This window comes from Dysgonomonas sp. Marseille-Q5470 (genome assembly GCF_951230145.1).
Classification (GTDB): domain Bacteria; phylum Bacteroidota; class Bacteroidia; order Bacteroidales; family Dysgonomonadaceae; genus Dysgonomonas.
This window is the reverse complement of record NZ_CATNVE010000003.1, coordinates 594801-612117: the sequence shown is the minus strand read 5'-3', so window position 1 is coordinate 612117 and position 17317 is coordinate 594801. Positions and strand designations below refer to the sequence as shown.

At 37.0% G+C, this 17317-nt stretch carries 15 protein-coding genes and 2 pseudogenes; 6 read left to right on the top strand and 11 right to left on the bottom strand.

Translation table 11 applies throughout. The features are described from left to right. The first annotated feature begins 4 nt into the window (after positions 1–4). The 6 genes from QOX35_RS08585 (at position 5) to QOX35_RS08560 (ending at position 6419) form a co-directional block, all read left to right on the top strand. Entirely contained in the window at positions 5–1087 is a 1083-nt protein-coding gene (locus QOX35_RS08585) for an efflux RND transporter periplasmic adaptor subunit (protein ID WP_283686573.1), read from the top strand. A gap of 4 nt (positions 1088–1091) precedes the next feature. Further along, on the top strand, positions 1092–4292 hold the full coding sequence (locus QOX35_RS08580; RefSeq protein ID WP_183308899.1) for an efflux RND transporter permease subunit: 3201 nt from the start codon (positions 1092–1094) through the stop codon (positions 4290–4292). 7 nt (positions 4293–4299) lie between these two features. Continuing rightward, positions 4300–4611 (top strand): hypothetical protein, encoded by a 312-nt coding sequence (locus QOX35_RS08575; protein ID WP_026625787.1) that lies wholly within the window; start codon positions 4300–4302, stop codon positions 4609–4611. Positions 4612–4613: 2 nt separating this feature from the next. After that, positions 4614–4802 carry a YgaP family membrane protein gene (locus tag QOX35_RS08570; protein ID WP_006798296.1) on the top strand — a complete coding sequence of 63 codons (189 nt, stop codon included), beginning with the start codon at positions 4614–4616 and terminating at the stop codon, positions 4800–4802. A gap of 68 nt (positions 4803–4870) precedes the next feature. Next, positions 4871–5785: a phospholipase A gene (locus QOX35_RS08565; protein ID WP_246348128.1), complete on the top strand. Its 915-nt coding sequence runs from the start codon at positions 4871–4873 to the stop codon at positions 5783–5785. A 16-nt stretch (positions 5786–5801) separates the two neighbouring features. Continuing rightward, the gene (locus QOX35_RS08560) at positions 5802–6419 is read left to right on the top strand and encodes a class I SAM-dependent methyltransferase (protein ID WP_183308898.1); all 618 of its coding nucleotides are present in this window, start codon (positions 5802–5804) and stop codon (positions 6417–6419) included. 74 nt (positions 6420–6493) lie between these two features. Here the strand turns inward: QOX35_RS08560 and QOX35_RS08555 are convergent, their stop codons facing one another. The 11 genes and pseudogenes from QOX35_RS08555 to QOX35_RS08505 all read right to left on the bottom strand — a co-directional run bounded on the left by QOX35_RS08555 (position 6494) and on the right by QOX35_RS08505 (position 17313). Continuing rightward, positions 6494–8287: a glycoside hydrolase family 15 protein gene (locus QOX35_RS08555; RefSeq protein ID WP_183308897.1), complete on the bottom strand. Its 1794-nt coding sequence runs from the start codon at positions 8285–8287 to the stop codon at positions 6494–6496. Positions 8288–8298: 11 nt separating this feature from the next. Continuing rightward, a complete protein-coding gene (locus tag QOX35_RS08550) occupies positions 8299–10464 on the bottom strand; it encodes a bifunctional alpha,alpha-trehalose-phosphate synthase (UDP-forming)/trehalose-phosphatase (protein ID WP_183308896.1) in 2166 nt (721 codons plus the stop codon). Positions 10465–10892: 428 nt separating this feature from the next. Continuing rightward, on the bottom strand, positions 10893–11270 hold the full coding sequence (locus QOX35_RS08545) for a MarR family transcriptional regulator (RefSeq protein ID WP_006800614.1): 378 nt from the start codon (positions 11268–11270) through the stop codon (positions 10893–10895). A gap of 24 nt (positions 11271–11294) precedes the next feature. Continuing rightward, positions 11295–11765, bottom strand: a complete 471-nt coding sequence (trxA, locus tag QOX35_RS08540; RefSeq protein ID WP_183308895.1) for a thioredoxin — start codon at positions 11763–11765, stop codon at positions 11295–11297. Positions 11766–11767: 2 nt separating this feature from the next. Then, positions 11768–12004, bottom strand: coding sequence for a hypothetical protein (locus tag QOX35_RS08535; protein ID WP_026625791.1), 237 nt, complete (start codon positions 12002–12004; stop codon positions 11768–11770). A gap of 4 nt (positions 12005–12008) precedes the next feature. After that, positions 12009–12356: a rhodanese-like domain-containing protein gene (locus QOX35_RS08530; RefSeq protein ID WP_349630702.1), complete on the bottom strand. Its 348-nt coding sequence runs from the start codon at positions 12354–12356 to the stop codon at positions 12009–12011. After that, positions 12330–12527 (bottom strand): annotated as a pseudogene (locus tag QOX35_RS08525) (DUF6132 family protein); the annotation flags it as partial. The pseudogene QOX35_RS08525 and the gene QOX35_RS08530, both read right to left, overlap by 27 nt. A gap of 138 nt (positions 12528–12665) precedes the next feature. Beyond that, positions 12666–14315 (bottom strand): annotated as a pseudogene (locus QOX35_RS08520) (CoA-disulfide reductase); the annotation flags it as partial. A gap of 50 nt (positions 14316–14365) precedes the next feature. Then, positions 14366–14725, bottom strand: a complete 360-nt coding sequence (locus tag QOX35_RS08515; protein ID WP_183308893.1) for a MarR family winged helix-turn-helix transcriptional regulator — start codon at positions 14723–14725, stop codon at positions 14366–14368. 446 nt (positions 14726–15171) lie between these two features. Further along, positions 15172–16515 carry a TIGR00341 family protein gene (locus QOX35_RS08510; protein ID WP_026625793.1) on the bottom strand — a complete coding sequence of 448 codons (1344 nt, stop codon included), beginning with the start codon at positions 16513–16515 and terminating at the stop codon, positions 15172–15174. Positions 16516–16614: 99 nt separating this feature from the next. Next, the gene (locus tag QOX35_RS08505; RefSeq protein WP_026625794.1) at positions 16615–17313 is read right to left on the bottom strand and encodes a potassium channel family protein; all 699 of its coding nucleotides are present in this window, start codon (positions 17311–17313) and stop codon (positions 16615–16617) included. Positions 17314–17317: the final 4 nt, after the last annotated feature.

The window sequence follows — 17317 nt, the reverse complement described above, 5'->3', positions numbered from 1 at the left end:
AGATATGAAAACTTTAAGAAATGTATTTTTAGTAATAGTAGGTATCTCGGCTTTCTATTCCTGCTCTTCATCCAACAAGCCCGAGGATAAAGATAGAACCATAGTGAAAGTCGAAGTTTACACTCCAACTCAGTCATCTAACGAAGGCTTTTATCTTAGTGGTGAGGTCACAGCCAAGCAAACGGCCAATATCAGCACTCGTATGATGGGTTATATAACCAAAATATATGTGAAACCAGGCGACAAAGTAGCGTCAGGGCAACTCCTCGTATCTATTAGCAGCGATGATATTCTGGCAAAAAAAGCACAGGTACAGGCTATGATTACCGAAGCTGAAGCCGCGTCAAAGAATGCGCAGCGTGATTATGAGCGTTTCAAAACACTGCGCAGCCAAAACAGTGTATCAGACAAGGAACTCGAAGATGTGTCTTTGCAAAACACATCGATGAATGCGAAAGTGCAGATGGCTCGCCAGCAGATGAACGAAATAAATGCAATGCTTTCCTACACCAATATACGCGCACCATTCTCGGGAGTGGTAACACAAAAAATGCTGGACGAAGGCAGTATGACAAACCCGGGAATGCCTATTCTGACGATTGAGCAGAGTGGCGAATTACAAATCGTAGCATCCATTCCCGAAAACTATATACCGTATGTCAAAATAGGAGATGTTGTCAAAATAGAGTTGAAATCATTAGGCACAACTATTGATGGAAAAGTATCGGAGCTTAGTCCGTCGGCATTCCGTACAGGGGGACAATATTCGATGAAGTTAGCTATCGACGCAAAAGATAAAACTAATATCCGCTCCGGCATGTATGTCAATATTTTGATACCGAATAAAACAGGAGAGGATATCTCTTCTAAAATTATGTTGGATAAAAACTCAATTGTTTATCGTGACCAACTGACAGGAGTATATGTAATAGACGATCAGAATCAAGCTAATCTTCGCTGGATACGTTTAGGTAAGACAATCGGCAATCAGGTAGAAGTACTTTCCGGCTTGAGCCAAAATGACAGAATTGTATCTAAAGCCGAAGGCAAATTATATAACGGAGTAAAAGTATCTGTAAATAAGTAAAATTATGGAAAACGGAATTTCAGGAAAAATAGCCGGAGCGTTTATCAAGTCAAAATTGAGTATCCTGCTCATGTTTGCCTTTATGCTCTTAGGACTGTTCAGCATATATTTCATTCCGCGCGAAGAAGAGCCTCAAATAGAAGTCCCTATGGCGGATATTATGATTGGTTATCCCGGGGCAACACCTCAGGAAGTAGAATCGGGAGTAATACAACCTATCGAAAAGATCATTTCGAATATCAAAGGGGTAGAGCATGTATATTCTACCTCTATGAATGGTATGGGTATGCTTACTGTACAATTCTTTGTGGGTGAAGATGTCGAGCGTTCGTTGGTTAAGCTCTACAATGAGATGATGAAGAATATGGATCGTATGCCACAAGGCGCAACTATGCCTTTGGTGAAATCGCGAGCCATAGACGATGTTCCTGCATTAGCTTTCACTCTTTGGAGTGATAAGATGGGCGATTATCAGATACGTCAGGTAGCAGAAGTGGTTGGCAACGAAATAAAGAAAATACCGGATGTAGCACAAGTCAATGTTGTAGGAGGACAGAGCCGTCAGGTAAAGGTCATGCTCGATAAGGATAAAATGGCACAGAGTAAACTAGACTTTGGAGCTATAACCCAAACTCTACAAGCGAACAATGCCCAAATGCAAAGCGGAAATATCGTAACAGGCGATATGGTTTATTCAGTGCAAACAGGCAATTTTTTTACCAATGTGGAAGAAGTGAAAAATCTGATTGTCGGAACAAATGATAATCAACCGGTCTATCTGTATCAAATCGCAGAAGTAGAAGACGGCCCCGAAGTCCCTAAACAATATGTTTCGTTTGGATATGGTGCTGCGTCGGGCGATAAAAAAGCGGATATGCCCGATGACTATTCTGCCGTAACTATTTCCATTGCTAAGAAAAAAGGTGCAGACGCCATGAAGCTGGCAGAGGTAGTGATCAACAAAGTAGAGCATCTGAAAAAAGATGTTATCACTAATGATATACATGTTGACGTTACCCGTAACTACGGAGAAACGGCATCACATAAAGTATCCGAATTGCTTTTTCACTTGTCTATTGCCATTGTGGTAGTAACCCTGTTTGTGATGTTGGCAATGGGCTGGCGTGGCGGATTGGTAGTATTTCTTTCCGTGCCTGTAACGTTTGCCCTGACTCTTTTTGCTTATTACTTCTTGGGATATACACTCAATCGTATTACACTGTTTGCTTTGGTGTTTGTTACAGGTATTGTTGTGGATGACTCCATTGTGATTGCGGAAAATATGCACCGTCACTTCAAGATGAAGAAACTACCACCGTTACAAGCTGCGCTATATGCTATCAATGAGGTAGGGAATCCGACTATCTTGGCAACGCTGACTGTTATCGCTGCCGTACTGCCCATGGCATTCGTATCGGGAATGATGGGTCCATATATGAGTCCGATGCCTATAGGTGCATCCATAGCCATGATTTTCTCTTTACTGGTAGCTCTGACATTGACTCCATATTTCGGCTATTTATTCTTAAGACATAAAGATAAAAAAGGAGAAGAACACGAAAGTGAAGAAAAAGAAACAGATTTGCACGAAACGAAAATATACAAATTATATGCTAAAATAGTAACACCGTTTTTGGAAAGCAGAAAACGCCGCTGGACATTTATGATTGGCTTAACTGTCGTTTTACTAGGATCGTTTGTGTTGTTTTATACAAAATCTGTTCCGGTAAAAATGTTGCCTTTCGACAATAAGAATGAATTTCAAGTAGTGATAGATATGCCGGAGGGAACGACATTGGAACGTACTGCCGCCGTAGCTAAAGAATTAGCTGTGTATATCAGTCGGAATGATAAGGTAACGAATTATCAAACTTATGTGGGAACATCCGCTCCTATCAGCTTTAACGGGTTGGTTCGCCATTATGATATGCGCATGGGTGATAATGTGGCCGATATACAAGTCAACCTTGTTGATAAAGGAGAACGTAGTGAACAGAGTCATGATATAGCTACATCAGTGCGTGCCGATTTGCAAGCTATCGGTAAAAAATACAATGCCAATGTAAAAGTGGTGGAAGTTCCTCCGGGTCCTCCTGTCATGTCTACCATTGCAGCCGAAGTATATGGCCCTGACTATGAACAACAAATAGCTGTAGCCAAACAGGTGAAAGATCTGTTGGCGCAAACTGACAATGTAGTCGATGTGGATTGGTCGGTAGAAGATGCTCAGACCGAATATAAATTTGAGGTGGATAAAGACAAAGCGATGAAATTGGGCATTCCGAATGCGCAAGTGGTTCAGAATATGAGAGCGGCTTTGTCGGGTATGTCCGTGGGTGTGTTGCATCAACCTGCGTCTGTCAATCAAGTTGGTATTATCCTTCAATTGCCTGAAAAAGAGAAATCTACTATTGAAGATGTATTAAGCCTAAAAGTGGTGAGTCAACAAGGAATGGCTATTCCTGTAGGCGATTTAGTGAAGGTTACAAAAGGAGAAAAAGAAAAGAGTATTCATCGCAAAGATCAGAAGCGTGTAGTGTATATATTAACCGAAGTTGCAGGAAGTTTGGAAAGTCCGATATATCCTATTACGGAAGTGTCTGATAGATTATCGCAGGTAAAACTTCCCGAAGGATATACTTTGTCGGAAGAATATAGTGAGCAACCAAAATATGAAGACAACTTTTCCTTAAAGTGGGATGGCGAATGGCAGATAACATATGAGGTATTCCGTGATTTGGGGCTGGCTTTTCTATTTGTACTGATCATTATCTATGTGCTGATTGTGGCTTGGTTTCAAAACTTTATTACACCCTTGGTACAATTGGCAGCTATACCGTTATCCTTGATTGGTATCATATTCGGGCATTGGATTATGGGAGCTTACTTTAGTGCTCCGTCAATGATTGGGTTTATAGCTCTTGCCGGAATCATGGTGCGAAATTCGGTATTACTTATCGACTTTATCGACATACGGCTCAAAGACGGCATCCCGTTGAAACAGGCTGTTATCGAAGCAGGGGCTGTACGTACAACGCCTATAGTTTTGACAGCAGGAGGTGTAGTTCTGGGGGCTATTGTAATTCTGTTCGATCCTATATTTCAAGGTCTGGCAATCTCGCTGATGGGAGGAACAATAACCTCTACCGTACTTACATTGATTGTAGTACCACTACTGTATTATAAAATGTTGAAAAGAAAGTAAAATGATTATGAAGCTATTAGTTGTATTAAGTATAAAAGAGTATCAGGAGCAGGTAGCAAGCCTACTCCAAGATGCCGGAGTGAAACGATTCAGTGTGACCAATATCACTGGCTATAAAAAGAAAGAGGAAAATTTGGGCTGGTTTGCGGCTAATGCGAGCAATGCTAAAACAAACTCTATAATGCTTTTCAGCTTTGTGACAAAAGAAATTGCTGATAATGCTATTACAGAGATTGACAGTTGTAATATTGAAACGAATAATCCTTTTCCTGTACATGCTTTTGTCCTTGATGTAGAAAACTTCTCTAAATTGATTTGATTATGAAACGTGAATATATTATCCGTATAGTAGCAGGCACAATGGTTCTGATTGGTATTTCGTTGGCTTATTTTGTTTCCATCGGATGGCTGTTGTTGCCTGCATTTGTGGGAGTGAATCTGATACAGTCTTCATTTACTAAATTTTGTCCGTTGGAAATCCTGCTCGATAAATTAAACATTAAACGGTGAATTGATTAATAAGTTTCTGAGAGAGCAAAACCGAATTCTGAAATCGTCTTTTGCTCTCTTTTTTAGATATGAAAACAATATTTTATATAATAATCGTATTGTTTATCCTCATTATACACATACCCAGGGTCTACTCACAAGAAAATACGATCTTACAGGTAGATAGTATTTCACTTCGGAATAACTATCTGAATGAGATGCAGTCAATAAATGTATTGAAACATAGACCGATTGAAGTTTCAGAAGACCTTGTAAGGTCTGTACTAGACAAGCAGGCTCCTTTTGCGGTGTATAAGGATAATTATATGGTAACGGGAATCCCTTTAAACAAATCGGTAACCCGTAAAACAGCGGATGCATTCTTCCAGTTTAGTATTCGCCACAGAGTTACCAGAAGCGTCTTGCCATTCAATTCGTTTTTGTACATTATTTATTCTCAAAAGTCATTCTGGGATATTTATGACAAATCGAGCCCTTTCCGCGATACGAATTACAATCCCGGAATAGGAGTCGGACGCTACATTATCAAAAACAACAAACTGAAAGGAGCGGTAATGGTTTCTCTGGAACATGAATCGAATGGAAAAGCAGGAGAAGATTCTCGTAGTTGGAACTATCTGAATCTGTCAGCCAAATATTTCTATAATATGCGCTTATCGGCTAAAGCTCAAGTGTATCTACCTTATGTGGATGGAGGTAATAATAAAGATTTGTTACGTTATAAAGGTTATGGTATCTTTTCGGTTAATTATATTGATAGTAAAAATTTATGGTGGTTCAGTCTTAATATAATCCCACGGGATCAGTTTATAAACCCTAATTTACACACATCTTTATCATTTAGAGTATCGAAAAATTCAAATCAATACTTAACTTTGGATTATTATGCCGGTTATGGAGAAGGGTTGCTGAATTACAAAAAATATACAAATCAGGTAAGAATAGGATTTACGATAAAACCGGATTTCTTCAGTGCATATTAACAAAAAATGAATGACTATGAATAATAAATGGGACGAAAGTTACAATATGGAAGAATACCGCTATGGAGAAGCTCCAAATCTATTCTTCAAGCAAATCATCGATACGCTTCCAACAGGAAAAATTCTTCTTCCGGCTGATGGAGAGGGACGGAATGGTGTATATGCAACAACAAGGGGATGGAGTGTAGACGCTTTCGACCAAAGCCAGCAAGCTAAAGAAAAAGCCTTGCGTTTGGCTCAAAAGAATAGCGTGAATATTTCATTCAAAGTGATTGATTTCGAAGATATCTCTGAAAATTATATTGTCGACTCCTATGATGTAATTGCTCTTACCTATGTTCACCTACCGGAACAATTAAAAGAGAAATATCACAGGTCGTTATTGCCTTTGTTGAAAACCGGAGGGCATATTATTATTGAAGGATTCGGTAAAGAACATGTAAAACATCAGCAACAAAACCCATTAGCCGGAGGTCCGCCATATGTGGATATGATGTATTCGAAGCAAGAAATTCTCTCTATCTTTGATTCGATGGAGATCGATCTTTTAGAAGAAAAAGAAATAAGACTGGCAGAAGGTATAGGACATAATGGTAAAGCTTCTGTTATACGCTTTGTAGGCAAAAAGATATAAAAAAACAAAGGCACAGGTTCTCATTACCTGTGCCTCTATTGTATAACTTATAAAAAACTCTACTGAGTCAATTTTCAAGGTTTAATAAAATTGATATATCTCCGTTCCTCCGAGAATAGTAAAGCAGTCTTTATCAATGCCAGATGGGAATACGCCTGAGGGAAATTCCCCATCATACGCTTGGTTTCGAAATCCAGATCCTCACTAAATAATCCCAGATGATTAGAATACGTCAGTAGCTGATCAAATATTTTCCGGGCTTCGCCTTTCTCTCCAATCATAAACAATGCACGAGTTAGCCAAAAAGTACAGATAGTAAAAGCAGAAGAGGGCAAACCAAAGTCATCATCAACTTTATATCGATACATCAATCCATTATGATATAATTCATCTTTTATACGCTTTACCGTTTTTATATAGCGATCATTACCTGCATCTATAAAACCATACTGTTCCATCAAAAGCAATGATGAATCCATATGCGTATTATCATAAGCTTGAGTAAAACTTTGAATCTGATCGTTCCAGCCATTGAGCATCACATCTTCTTTTATAGCCATCGCTTCTTTTTGCCATGCTGATACATAATCGGCCTGATTTAAAAGTTTAGCTATCTCTATTGCTCTGTCAAGAGCTACCCAACACATTACCTTCGAGAAGACAAAATGCTTTTCGATGTTACGGAACTCCCATATACTCTGATCAGGATTTCGCCAAACAATATAAACCGTTCTGATGATCGATTTAACAACTTCCCACATTTCTTCCAACTCGCCCAATGTCCCAGGAAAACGGAAATAATAGCTATGTATAACATCCATCAAATAGCCGAAAGTGTCATTTTGTTTTTGGAAATATGCGGCATTACCGATTCTTACCGGTTGGGAATTTTCATATCCTGCCAAATGAGGTAATATCTCTTCTTTTAACGTACGGCTACCATCTATTCCATACATAATTTGTAAAGAATCTGATTTAGATTTCAATATATCCTTTACAAAGGACATAAACCGTTTCGCTGTCGAATGATGTCCAAGCTCTATGAGCGTTTCTATAGACATAGATGCATCACGAATCCAACAAAATCGATAATCCCAGTTGCGGACTTCACCTATTGTCTCCGGAATACTGGTGGTCAGAGCTGCCATAATAGCTCCAGATGACTCATAACACATCAATTTAAGAGCTAACAAACTGCGACAGATATAGTCATTATATTCTACAAATTTTCGGGAACGATTATTCCAGTTCAACCAGTAAATTTTTGTACGCTGATATTCTAGATAAGCACGGTCGATATCTATATTTGCTAATTTCTGACTATACGACAATAACATGTATTGATCCTGCTCCAGAATAATTTCTTCTTGATTTAATATGGAATCAAAGTCAATACTTGAATATAAATAGATGTTATCAGTCCCATCTGCTAAAGAAAATGTTCTTATAAAGTCGGTAAACTTTTTATGTATGACTGAATCTCTAGCGTAATTCATTACAGGAGTATAATTTATCCTGAAACGCGGTTTACCTTCAATAAGCCTTACATAACGATAGATCTCGGAAGGTATATAATACTCGTCTTCACGAGTCTTATATCTTGGCATAAAATCAAGTACTTCAAATACACCCTCATCAGAAGCAAAGCGAGTACCAAGTATATTTGTTTCTTTAAAGTAATTTTGTGTAATACGATAGCCATCAGAAACAATGAATGAAAAACTCCCACCTTTATCATTATCTAACAATTTAGAAAATACAGATGGAGAATCGAATACCGGAAAACAAAGCCAATCGATGCTTCCCTCTTTTGATATTAAAGCAGCCGTTTTACAATTTCCAACTACACCGTAATCTAGATTATCCATAAGCAATCAAATTATTTTATTAGTTTTTTCAAAAAATCAATGTTTAAATCTTGTTTTGGAATATTATACCGCGCTGCATTTGATGGGTCTCCTACTTTTATAGTAATAGCGGTATCCGGCAATGCCATAAACATTTCTTCATCAGTTGTATCATCTCCTATAGCCATCACAAAATCGTATTCACTTTGATTCATTAGCCTTAAAGCTTCTGAGCCTTTATTAAATTCACCTGACTTAATTTCTACAATCTTATTTCCCTTCATTATCTGCAAGTTCTGTCTCGACGTTGGATTTATCAAGGCATTTATCAGTTGTGTTACACGTAGGTCTGCTAGCCAGACATCAACATCCCTGTAATGAAAGACCAAGGCTGTCTCTTTTATTTCCAGTTTCGAACGTGGAGTCTTTTTAACTGTATGTTTAATTATGTCTATTATCTCTTGATCCCATTCAATTTTCTGCACTTTACTTTTCCATATACCATGTTCTTTATAAAACATACCATGTTCGGCAGCCATGTCCAAAGGTAAATGTCCTAACCAATCTTCAAGTGTCTGTTTATCCCTACCACTACTTATTATCATTTTATTATGGCTATCGGCACACATTTTTTCTAAAAGATCAAGAACGTCAATCGTTGGTGATGCTTTCATCGGATTGCGGTGAAACGAAACCAATGTGCCATCATAGTCTAAAATAATCAGACGTTTTTCTGCTTTTTGATATGCATCTTTTATTTCATTGAAGTTTTTTTGTACAATTATTTTCTTTTGTAATTCTTTATTTTTCTTTTTTACTAAGACCAATTCATCTATAAAATCTTTGGCCCATTGTCCAACATGTTGAGAAGAAATAATCTCTTGCATATTTGAGATAGTTGCTTTTTGTTCCTCTTCTGGCATTTCCAGTGCTTGAAGAAGAGCATTTTCTATTTCTTTTATATTAGTTGGATTCACTATCAGTGCATCAGATAGCTCAATAGATGCTCCGGCCATTTCACTTAAAATGAGCACTCCTTTCCCATCTCGTTTTGTTGCAATATACTCTTTTGCAACAAGATTCATTCCATCCCTAAAAGGGTTAACTAAACAGATATCCGATATATGATATAAAGCGGCGATCTCTTCGAAGACGAATGACCTATAAAAATAATTGATTGGTTGCCATCCTGCTGTCGCATACTTACCATTGATAGCTCCCACCTTCTGGTCTATATCTTCTTTCAGTTTTGCATAAATATCAACATTGTCTCTTGATGGAGCGACAATCATAATGAGGCTAACCTTTCCTCTGTATTGGGGTTGGTTCGCCAGAAAGTCTTCAAAACACCTTAAACGCATAAGAATACCTTTACTATAGTCGAGCCTATCTACAGATAATATAAGCTTGCTGTTACCAAACTCACCTCGTAGTTTATCAGCTTGCTTCTTTATATCCGGATTTAGTAAAGCATTGTGATACATATCATAGTTTATTCCCATTGGAAAAGCATCCACATCTACGATTCTGTCATCTAAATGAATTTCATCGAGGTTACAATCTAATTTCAGTACCCGGTAAACAGCACTAATGAAATGTCTCATATATCCATGCGTATGGAAAGCAACAAGATCGGCACCTAACAGACCGTTTAAAATATCACTTCTTTCGGGCAAGCACCTAAATAATTCATAAGAAGGAAATGGTATATGATGGAAATAACCAATACTGACTCCAGGTATTCGGTCTCTTATCATTCGAGGTAAAAGCATCAATTGATAGTCCTGAATCCAAACAATATCACTAGGTTCTATTATTTGCATTGCTTTTTCACAGAATAAAGCATTCACCTCCTTATATACAGACCAGTAGTCATTATTGTACCTTACATTGCTAAAAAAATAATGAGAAAGCGGCCAAATTACACTGTTACTGTATCCTTCATAATAATTTTCTATTTGTGAAGGGGTAAGATTTACCGAATGAAAGTTTAGATCAGCCAGTTGTTTGTCTATTTTTTCTTGTTCACGCAGATCATCAAGATACATTCCAGTCCAACCGATCCAATGTGTTTCCATATTTGTCTCTAATGAGTTCAGTCCGGTTGAAAGACCACCTGAGCTAGGAACGACCTTGTACTCATTTTCCTCTTCCACTACTTTCAGTGGTAATCTATTAGATATAATAATCAACTTCATAAAATAATTTTTGTATCGGGCAGGGCAGTCCGATTATTAAAAATGGAATAATTCGCTTGAACACAGAAGGATGTAGTGAACCTATAGAAACTTTATTATCCTCAGATTAATTATCATATGAAGCCCAAAAGAGTAACCTAAATTCCTTTAAGAAAACTGAATTATATATTGGCTATATTTCGGATCAACTCCGCTTAAATAAGGTATCTACCGAATAAGTAGATTTTAAAGAAGAAAAAACAATATTGTTTTCAATGTATTCAAGACTTTTACAAAGATAATAAAATTTGCCTAACCTATGAAATTACACGGAAATTAGATCTTTTATCCAAAATCTAACTTACTAATACGTAGTGGTTCTTGTTGCGTATTTGCAACTTGTTTTATAGTAGAAAAAAGAGAGAACAAATCGTCAATAGATAAAAATTTTATCTTTTTATAATAGATTCTAGTGTTTGAGGTATATCAAACTCAGCACATTTTATCGATTCAAGTTTCTTCTTGCCCAGATCAGTCAAAGCAAAATACATCTGGCGCTTATCCTCCTTACCTACAATACGTCTGATAAGCCCTTTCTTTTCGACCGATTTTATCACTTTCGATGTATTCGAATTGCTCAATCCCAATACACTAGCCAATTCATTGGATGAATATTTCTGAGCATTCAGCGAACATAGCAGCATCCCTTCGTTCAGTCCAAGATCATATAATTGCTGAAAGTTTAACTCAAAGTCATAAATAGCCCGATACACATCCCTGATCTGGCATAATGTTCTTACTTGCGAATTATTTGTATTGTCTGCCATTTTAGTCTAAATTTATATTTACTGTTACTCTTTTAATAAAAGATTATCAATAGCCTCCTTCAGTTGCTGTTTTGGTAATGCTCCTGCACCCATTTGAGGTTGTCCGGTCATCGGAACAAACAGTAAAGAAGGTATGCTTCTTATCCCAAACGCAGACGCTAGTTCAGGTTCAGTTTCCGTATTTATCTTATAAATATATATACGACCTCCGTATTCTGCGGCCAATTCATCCAGCACCGGAGCTATAGCTTTACAAGGGCCACACCAATCAGCATAGAAATCAATCAATGCCGATTTATCCCCTAAATATTTCCATTCAGTAGGATTTGTTTCAAAATTAGCAACTTTTGACAAGAATTCTGCTTTTGTTAAATGTATTGTTGTCATTTTATCTTCTTTTTTAATTGTTTCTTTTGTTTGACTTTTTGTCTCAGCTGTGTTATTACAAGAAATAAGCAATAATGCCACAAGTGGAAGTAGTATTGTATACTTCATTTTTAATCCGGTTTATATTTTTTTATCTGATCTCCATAAATATTTTCTTTGTACTTATTGTCTGTATAGCACCCTGCGGAGCCACAACAGGAAATATTCATAATTGCCTGAAAAAGTAGCAATCCACCTAAAACTAAAAACATATAATCCTTCGTAGATATTGAATAGATAGCTATCAACACTCCCAACAATAAACGAATTATCCGGGCTGCATCCCATTTCTTTAATATGCGTTTCATTCTGTTACTCATTAAAATTAAACCAGCTTCCGCCATTATATACTTTCTGAAAACCTTTATTCTTTAAGAGAGTCACCGCACTGCGACTACGCATACCACTGGCACATATAGCAATAATCGGTTTATCTTTTTTTAGTTTCGATAAATTACTATTCAAACTATCCAGAGGAATATTGACTGAGTTTGTTGCTGCTCCCTGTTTATATTCTTCTTTTGTTCGGACATCCAGAAGTATAGCTCCATTCTCTAAGAGAACTTTAAAATCAGCTTTGTCCTCCAATCCGAGTAATCTGCTAAGAAATCCCGCCATATTATTTATTTTATTTTTGTTTTTTTTATTTCTTTTAAAAATTCCTCCGAATAAGCCTCCCAATAAAACTCCGTATAGAGTACTGATTGTAGGTGATGACGTTATGGGACAAGTACCGGTACTACATCCAATATACCTCCAATACATATATCCACCTATTGCTCCGATAAGTGCTCCTAAGAGATATGTCCAATTGTTTTTTATTATTTGCATATTTAATTGCGTTTATATTTCTTACAAAGATAATATATTATTTCCATTAGAATATAGTTCCATAAGAAATAATGTATTTAAAACTCTAATTTTGTTTAAATACGGAGTGATGGCTGAATTTTTCTATTATAAAGAGTATTCTGCTATTGCTGTTGCATAGGTTGTATAACCTCCTGACAGATTTAGAACATTAGAAAATCCATATTGTGCTAATATCCGCGAAGCAATATACCCGCGTAAGCCGACAGCACAATAGATTAAAACGTCCTTCTCTTTTGGTATTTCTTTAATCCGGGAACGCAGTTCATCCAGGGGGATGTTCATCGCACCCTTGATATATCCTTCGCTGCATTCTTCTGAAGTACGGACATCTAACAGGGTCGTTTTGGCGAGATTTATTTTTCCAATATCCCGCCATTGGGCTACTTTCATCTTTCCTTTAAGAATATTATCAGCTACAAAACCAGCCATATTGACAGGGTCTTTAGCCGATGAATAAGGCGGGGCATATGCATGCTCAATATCCATCAGATCGTAAATTGTACCTCCTTTTTTTATAACCTCAGAAAACAACTCAATTCTTTTGTCGGCTCCTTCTTTTCCTACAACCTGAGCTCCCAAAAGCTTTCCATTCAAGGGGGAGAAATTAACCTTTACTGACAATTGAGATGCTCCGGGATAGTATCCCGCGTGTGAACTTCCATGAGTAAAAGATGATATATGCTCAATACACTCCCTGTTCAGCACTTTGGATGAAAGTCCTGTCGCCGCAACGGTTAGGTCAAACACCTTAGCTATAGATGTGCCGATAGTTCCCGGGTAGATATATTTGTTATCCTCCAGTATGTTATCTGCAACAATACGGGCTTGTTTATTGGCCGGACCCGCCAAAGGAATCAACATCTGTTTAGTTATTACCGGATTCAGTACTTCCACGGCATCACCCAAGGCATAGATATTGTTATCACTCGTCTGCATATAACTATTAACTTTAATCCCTCCTGTCGTTCCAAGTTCCAGCCCTGCATCTTTTACAATCTTAATATCGGGACGAACACCAATACTGAAAATAACCATATCGGAGATAAGTTCTCTACCGCTTTCCAATACTATTCTAACGCCGTTTTCTTCTTCGAGGAAAGAAGTCACTCCTTCTTTCAGATAAAGCTCTACTCCTTTCTGCCTAAGTTGCTGATGAACTATTGCGGCCATGGAAAAATCAATTGGAGCCATAACCTGATCCGCCTTCTCCACTAACTGTACTTCAAGTCCTGCATTATGTAAATTTTCTACCATTTCCAGTCCGATAAATCCTCCGCCGATGACAACTGCTTTTTGGGGTTTATGAGTTATAAGAAAGTTTTTGATTTTATCGGTATCAGGTACATTACGGAGTGTAAATATCTTTCTGCTATCGATGCCTTTGATTGGAGGTTTCACCGGTTCTGATCCGGTAGATAGAATAAGTTTGTCATAAGATTCAGTATATTCTTTATTTGTGATAAGGTTTTGTATGGTTATACTTTTATTTTCCCTATTGATACAGATTACTTTCTGCAATACCCTGATGTCTATCTTGAATCGCTTAGAAAATCCATCTACAGTTTGGACGAAAAGATTATCTCTGTCCGCTATTGTACCTCCGATATAATATGGTAATCCACAATTGGCATAAGAAATATATTCGCCTCTTTCAAATAAAATAATTTCAGCCTGTTCATCCATTCTCCTTAAACGGGCTGCAACAGATGCTCCCCCGGCAACTCCTCCTACAATTAATATTTTCATATATTTATTTTTTTAATAAAATGGTTTATAAGATCTGTCTGAAATTTTGGTTAGTCCATAAACTTAGCCAATGACTTAATAAGTTCTCTATATTCACCTTCAGATCTCTGTATTTCTTTCTTTTTCTCCAGTCCCTTTTCCGTTAATGAAAAAAGCATCTGCCTTTTATCGGCTTGTCCCATTGTCCTTATAATATATTCCTGCTGCTCTAAGCTACTCAGAATTTTAGATGTCCGGGAGTTCGATACGTCAAGCTGGCCGGACAGATAACCCGCACAGGAGCTTCTTGTTTCGGGCAAAGAATATATAATAATAGCTTCATTTAATGTGATGCCATTGTTTTCTAAAAACACTTTTTCGAGTCTATAAAGTATTTTCTGTATATTCTTTATTTTTGTAATTATGCACATATATTATAATTCCACTGGAAATAATAAACAAAGGAAATAAATATTTTAAGATTAGCAAACTTTCTTTCATGAAATGTTTGATCATATACGTTTTGTGAAAAATAGAAATTTACAACATCGGTTATACCATTCTATTAGTTCGTCTATATAGACTACTAATAGACACTACTCAAATACCAGAGGATAGAAGTTCGGGAGCTTATCTAATCAGAGTAATTTCTATGATTATGACGAAGTATACACCCTTTATTTCTAAAACAGTTATTTAGACAGCCGGGGGAGATTTATTTCAGATAAGATAAATGGAGTAAAACTAATGCATCAAAAGAAATAGCACGTTCTGATATTTGGCATTTCTACAATATAATTTAACACAGGTAGAGGAATAATTTAAAAGACCCTTGATTATTCCATTAAAATATTTCTACAAGTTCGGTCTTGATCAATCAATTAATTCTGTCAAAATAGACCCTAATTTCTTTTTCATTTAATCTTTTCATTAGCCAATTCTTTATTTTCTCCTGATCGTTCTTTGGAAGAATGCGTTTAGATGTGATCATAAATACACCAGTTTTCGCTCTATGCAAAGTATCATTCTGGGTATAGATATATGATTGGGCATACGAACAACTCTCTATATGAGGGTATAAAGGAGTCAACTCAGACAGTAATTGTTTGCCTATAAGATATTGGCTTTGTATACTGTCTATTTTTTGTTTATAATCAGCAATTTCTACATTTAAGCGGACTATTTGTTGCCGGGACCTCTCTTCTTCAGACTGAGCTTTTAGTCTATCCTTAGCTATATCATTATCTATGGCCAACCCTTGTTCTATTGTTATTTTCGCATCATCTAAAGAGAATAAGCTTGCCTGACCGATAATTGCATCTTTGTCTTCTTCTGTCAACGAAGATCCGCCGTATACCAAATTAATTTCTTTCCTGTTTGCAGCAACCTCATTGTTTAATAAATAATTCCCTTTGTATATTCCTACATAACGTGTATATTTTTCGGCATTTACTCTGAATTTCTCATTCTGGGACATCCGGTAACCCAAATATATACTGGGCAATATGATTATAATAAGAACGATTGATAAGCCCTGATTGATACGATTCTTTCTTGTCTCACTTATGTTGGTATCTCTGATCGGAAACTTCAACATTTGAGAAATTAAAACCGAAGCATAAGCAATACAAACAGTGTTGATGGTAAACAGATAGAATGCTCCATAGAAAAAAGAAAATTGGAGCGTAGCTAAACCGTAGCCGGCTGTACAGAGAGGTGGCATCAAGGCCGTAGCAATAGCAACACCGGGAATAACATTTCCTTTCTGCTTACTGCTGATTGCTATAATACCCGCAAATCCACCAAATAGAGCAATTAAAACATCATAAATCGTCGGACTGGTTCGGGCTAAAAGCTCTGAATGGGCTGTATGAACGGGGGTTATCGAAAAATAAACAGTGGATGCTATAAGGCTGGCCAGCACCGCAAAACCAAAGTTTTTTAATGACTGACGAAGCAATCCAAAATCATGAATAGCAATACTGTAACCCATTCCATTGATTGGCCCCATCAGTGGAGAAATAAGCATGGCTCCTATTATCACAGCGGTTGAATTGGTATTAAGCCCTACGGATGCTATGATTATCGCGCAAACTAATATCCATATATTCGTCCCCTTGAACGAAATCCCCTGTGTTATCGAATTATGGATTTCTTCAAAGTCTTCGGTTTGCTTTTGCAGACTAACGTAAGTGACTACTTTTCGTATGAAGTTATACATGCTATATATTATTAGTATTCAGACTATACACCTGATTTGAATAACCATGGAAAAGATACTTCTTTTTTATCAATTATATATTTACCAATCACACTTTTTCTATTTATGATTTTTGTTCTTGCTTATAAACTGTTTAATATCTTTGTTAGATCCATAAACAACCAAGATATCATTTTTTTCTAACATGGTATCGGGTGTTGGTATACCTTGAACGTCGGCAACAACTCTGGTTTTCCCTATTATGCTCTTCTTTTCTACATTTTTGATAACAGTCAACACGAGCATATTATATTCCTTACGAAAACCGATTTCTTCGATTGTCTTTCCAACAAGAATATCCGGCACTACAATCTCTACCATGCTGTAATTCTCATTTAACTCAAAAGAATCTACCATTCCCCGAAGCGTTAGTTTCTTGGCCCATCTTTCTGCGGTTTCTTCTTCCGGCCGGACAATCTCATGTACGCCGATTGCCTGTAAAACATTTTCTTGCAGAGGATTAAGAGATCTTCCTATAAGCCGTTTTACATTCAGGTTTTTAAACATGGCTGTCGCCATTATATTAGCACCTTGATCTTCTCCTATACAGACAATGACCACATCTGTATTCTTCAAGGGTAATGTTTCTACTGCAGCAGCATCTGTTACATTCAAACATGCAACATGTGTTATTTTATCTTTCAGTTCATTTACCCGTTGCATCTTTGTATCTACTCCGATTACCTCATTGCCCTGTGATGCTAACTTCTCAGCAAGTGAAGAACCGAATACACCGAGTCCGACAATAATATATTTCATTCTT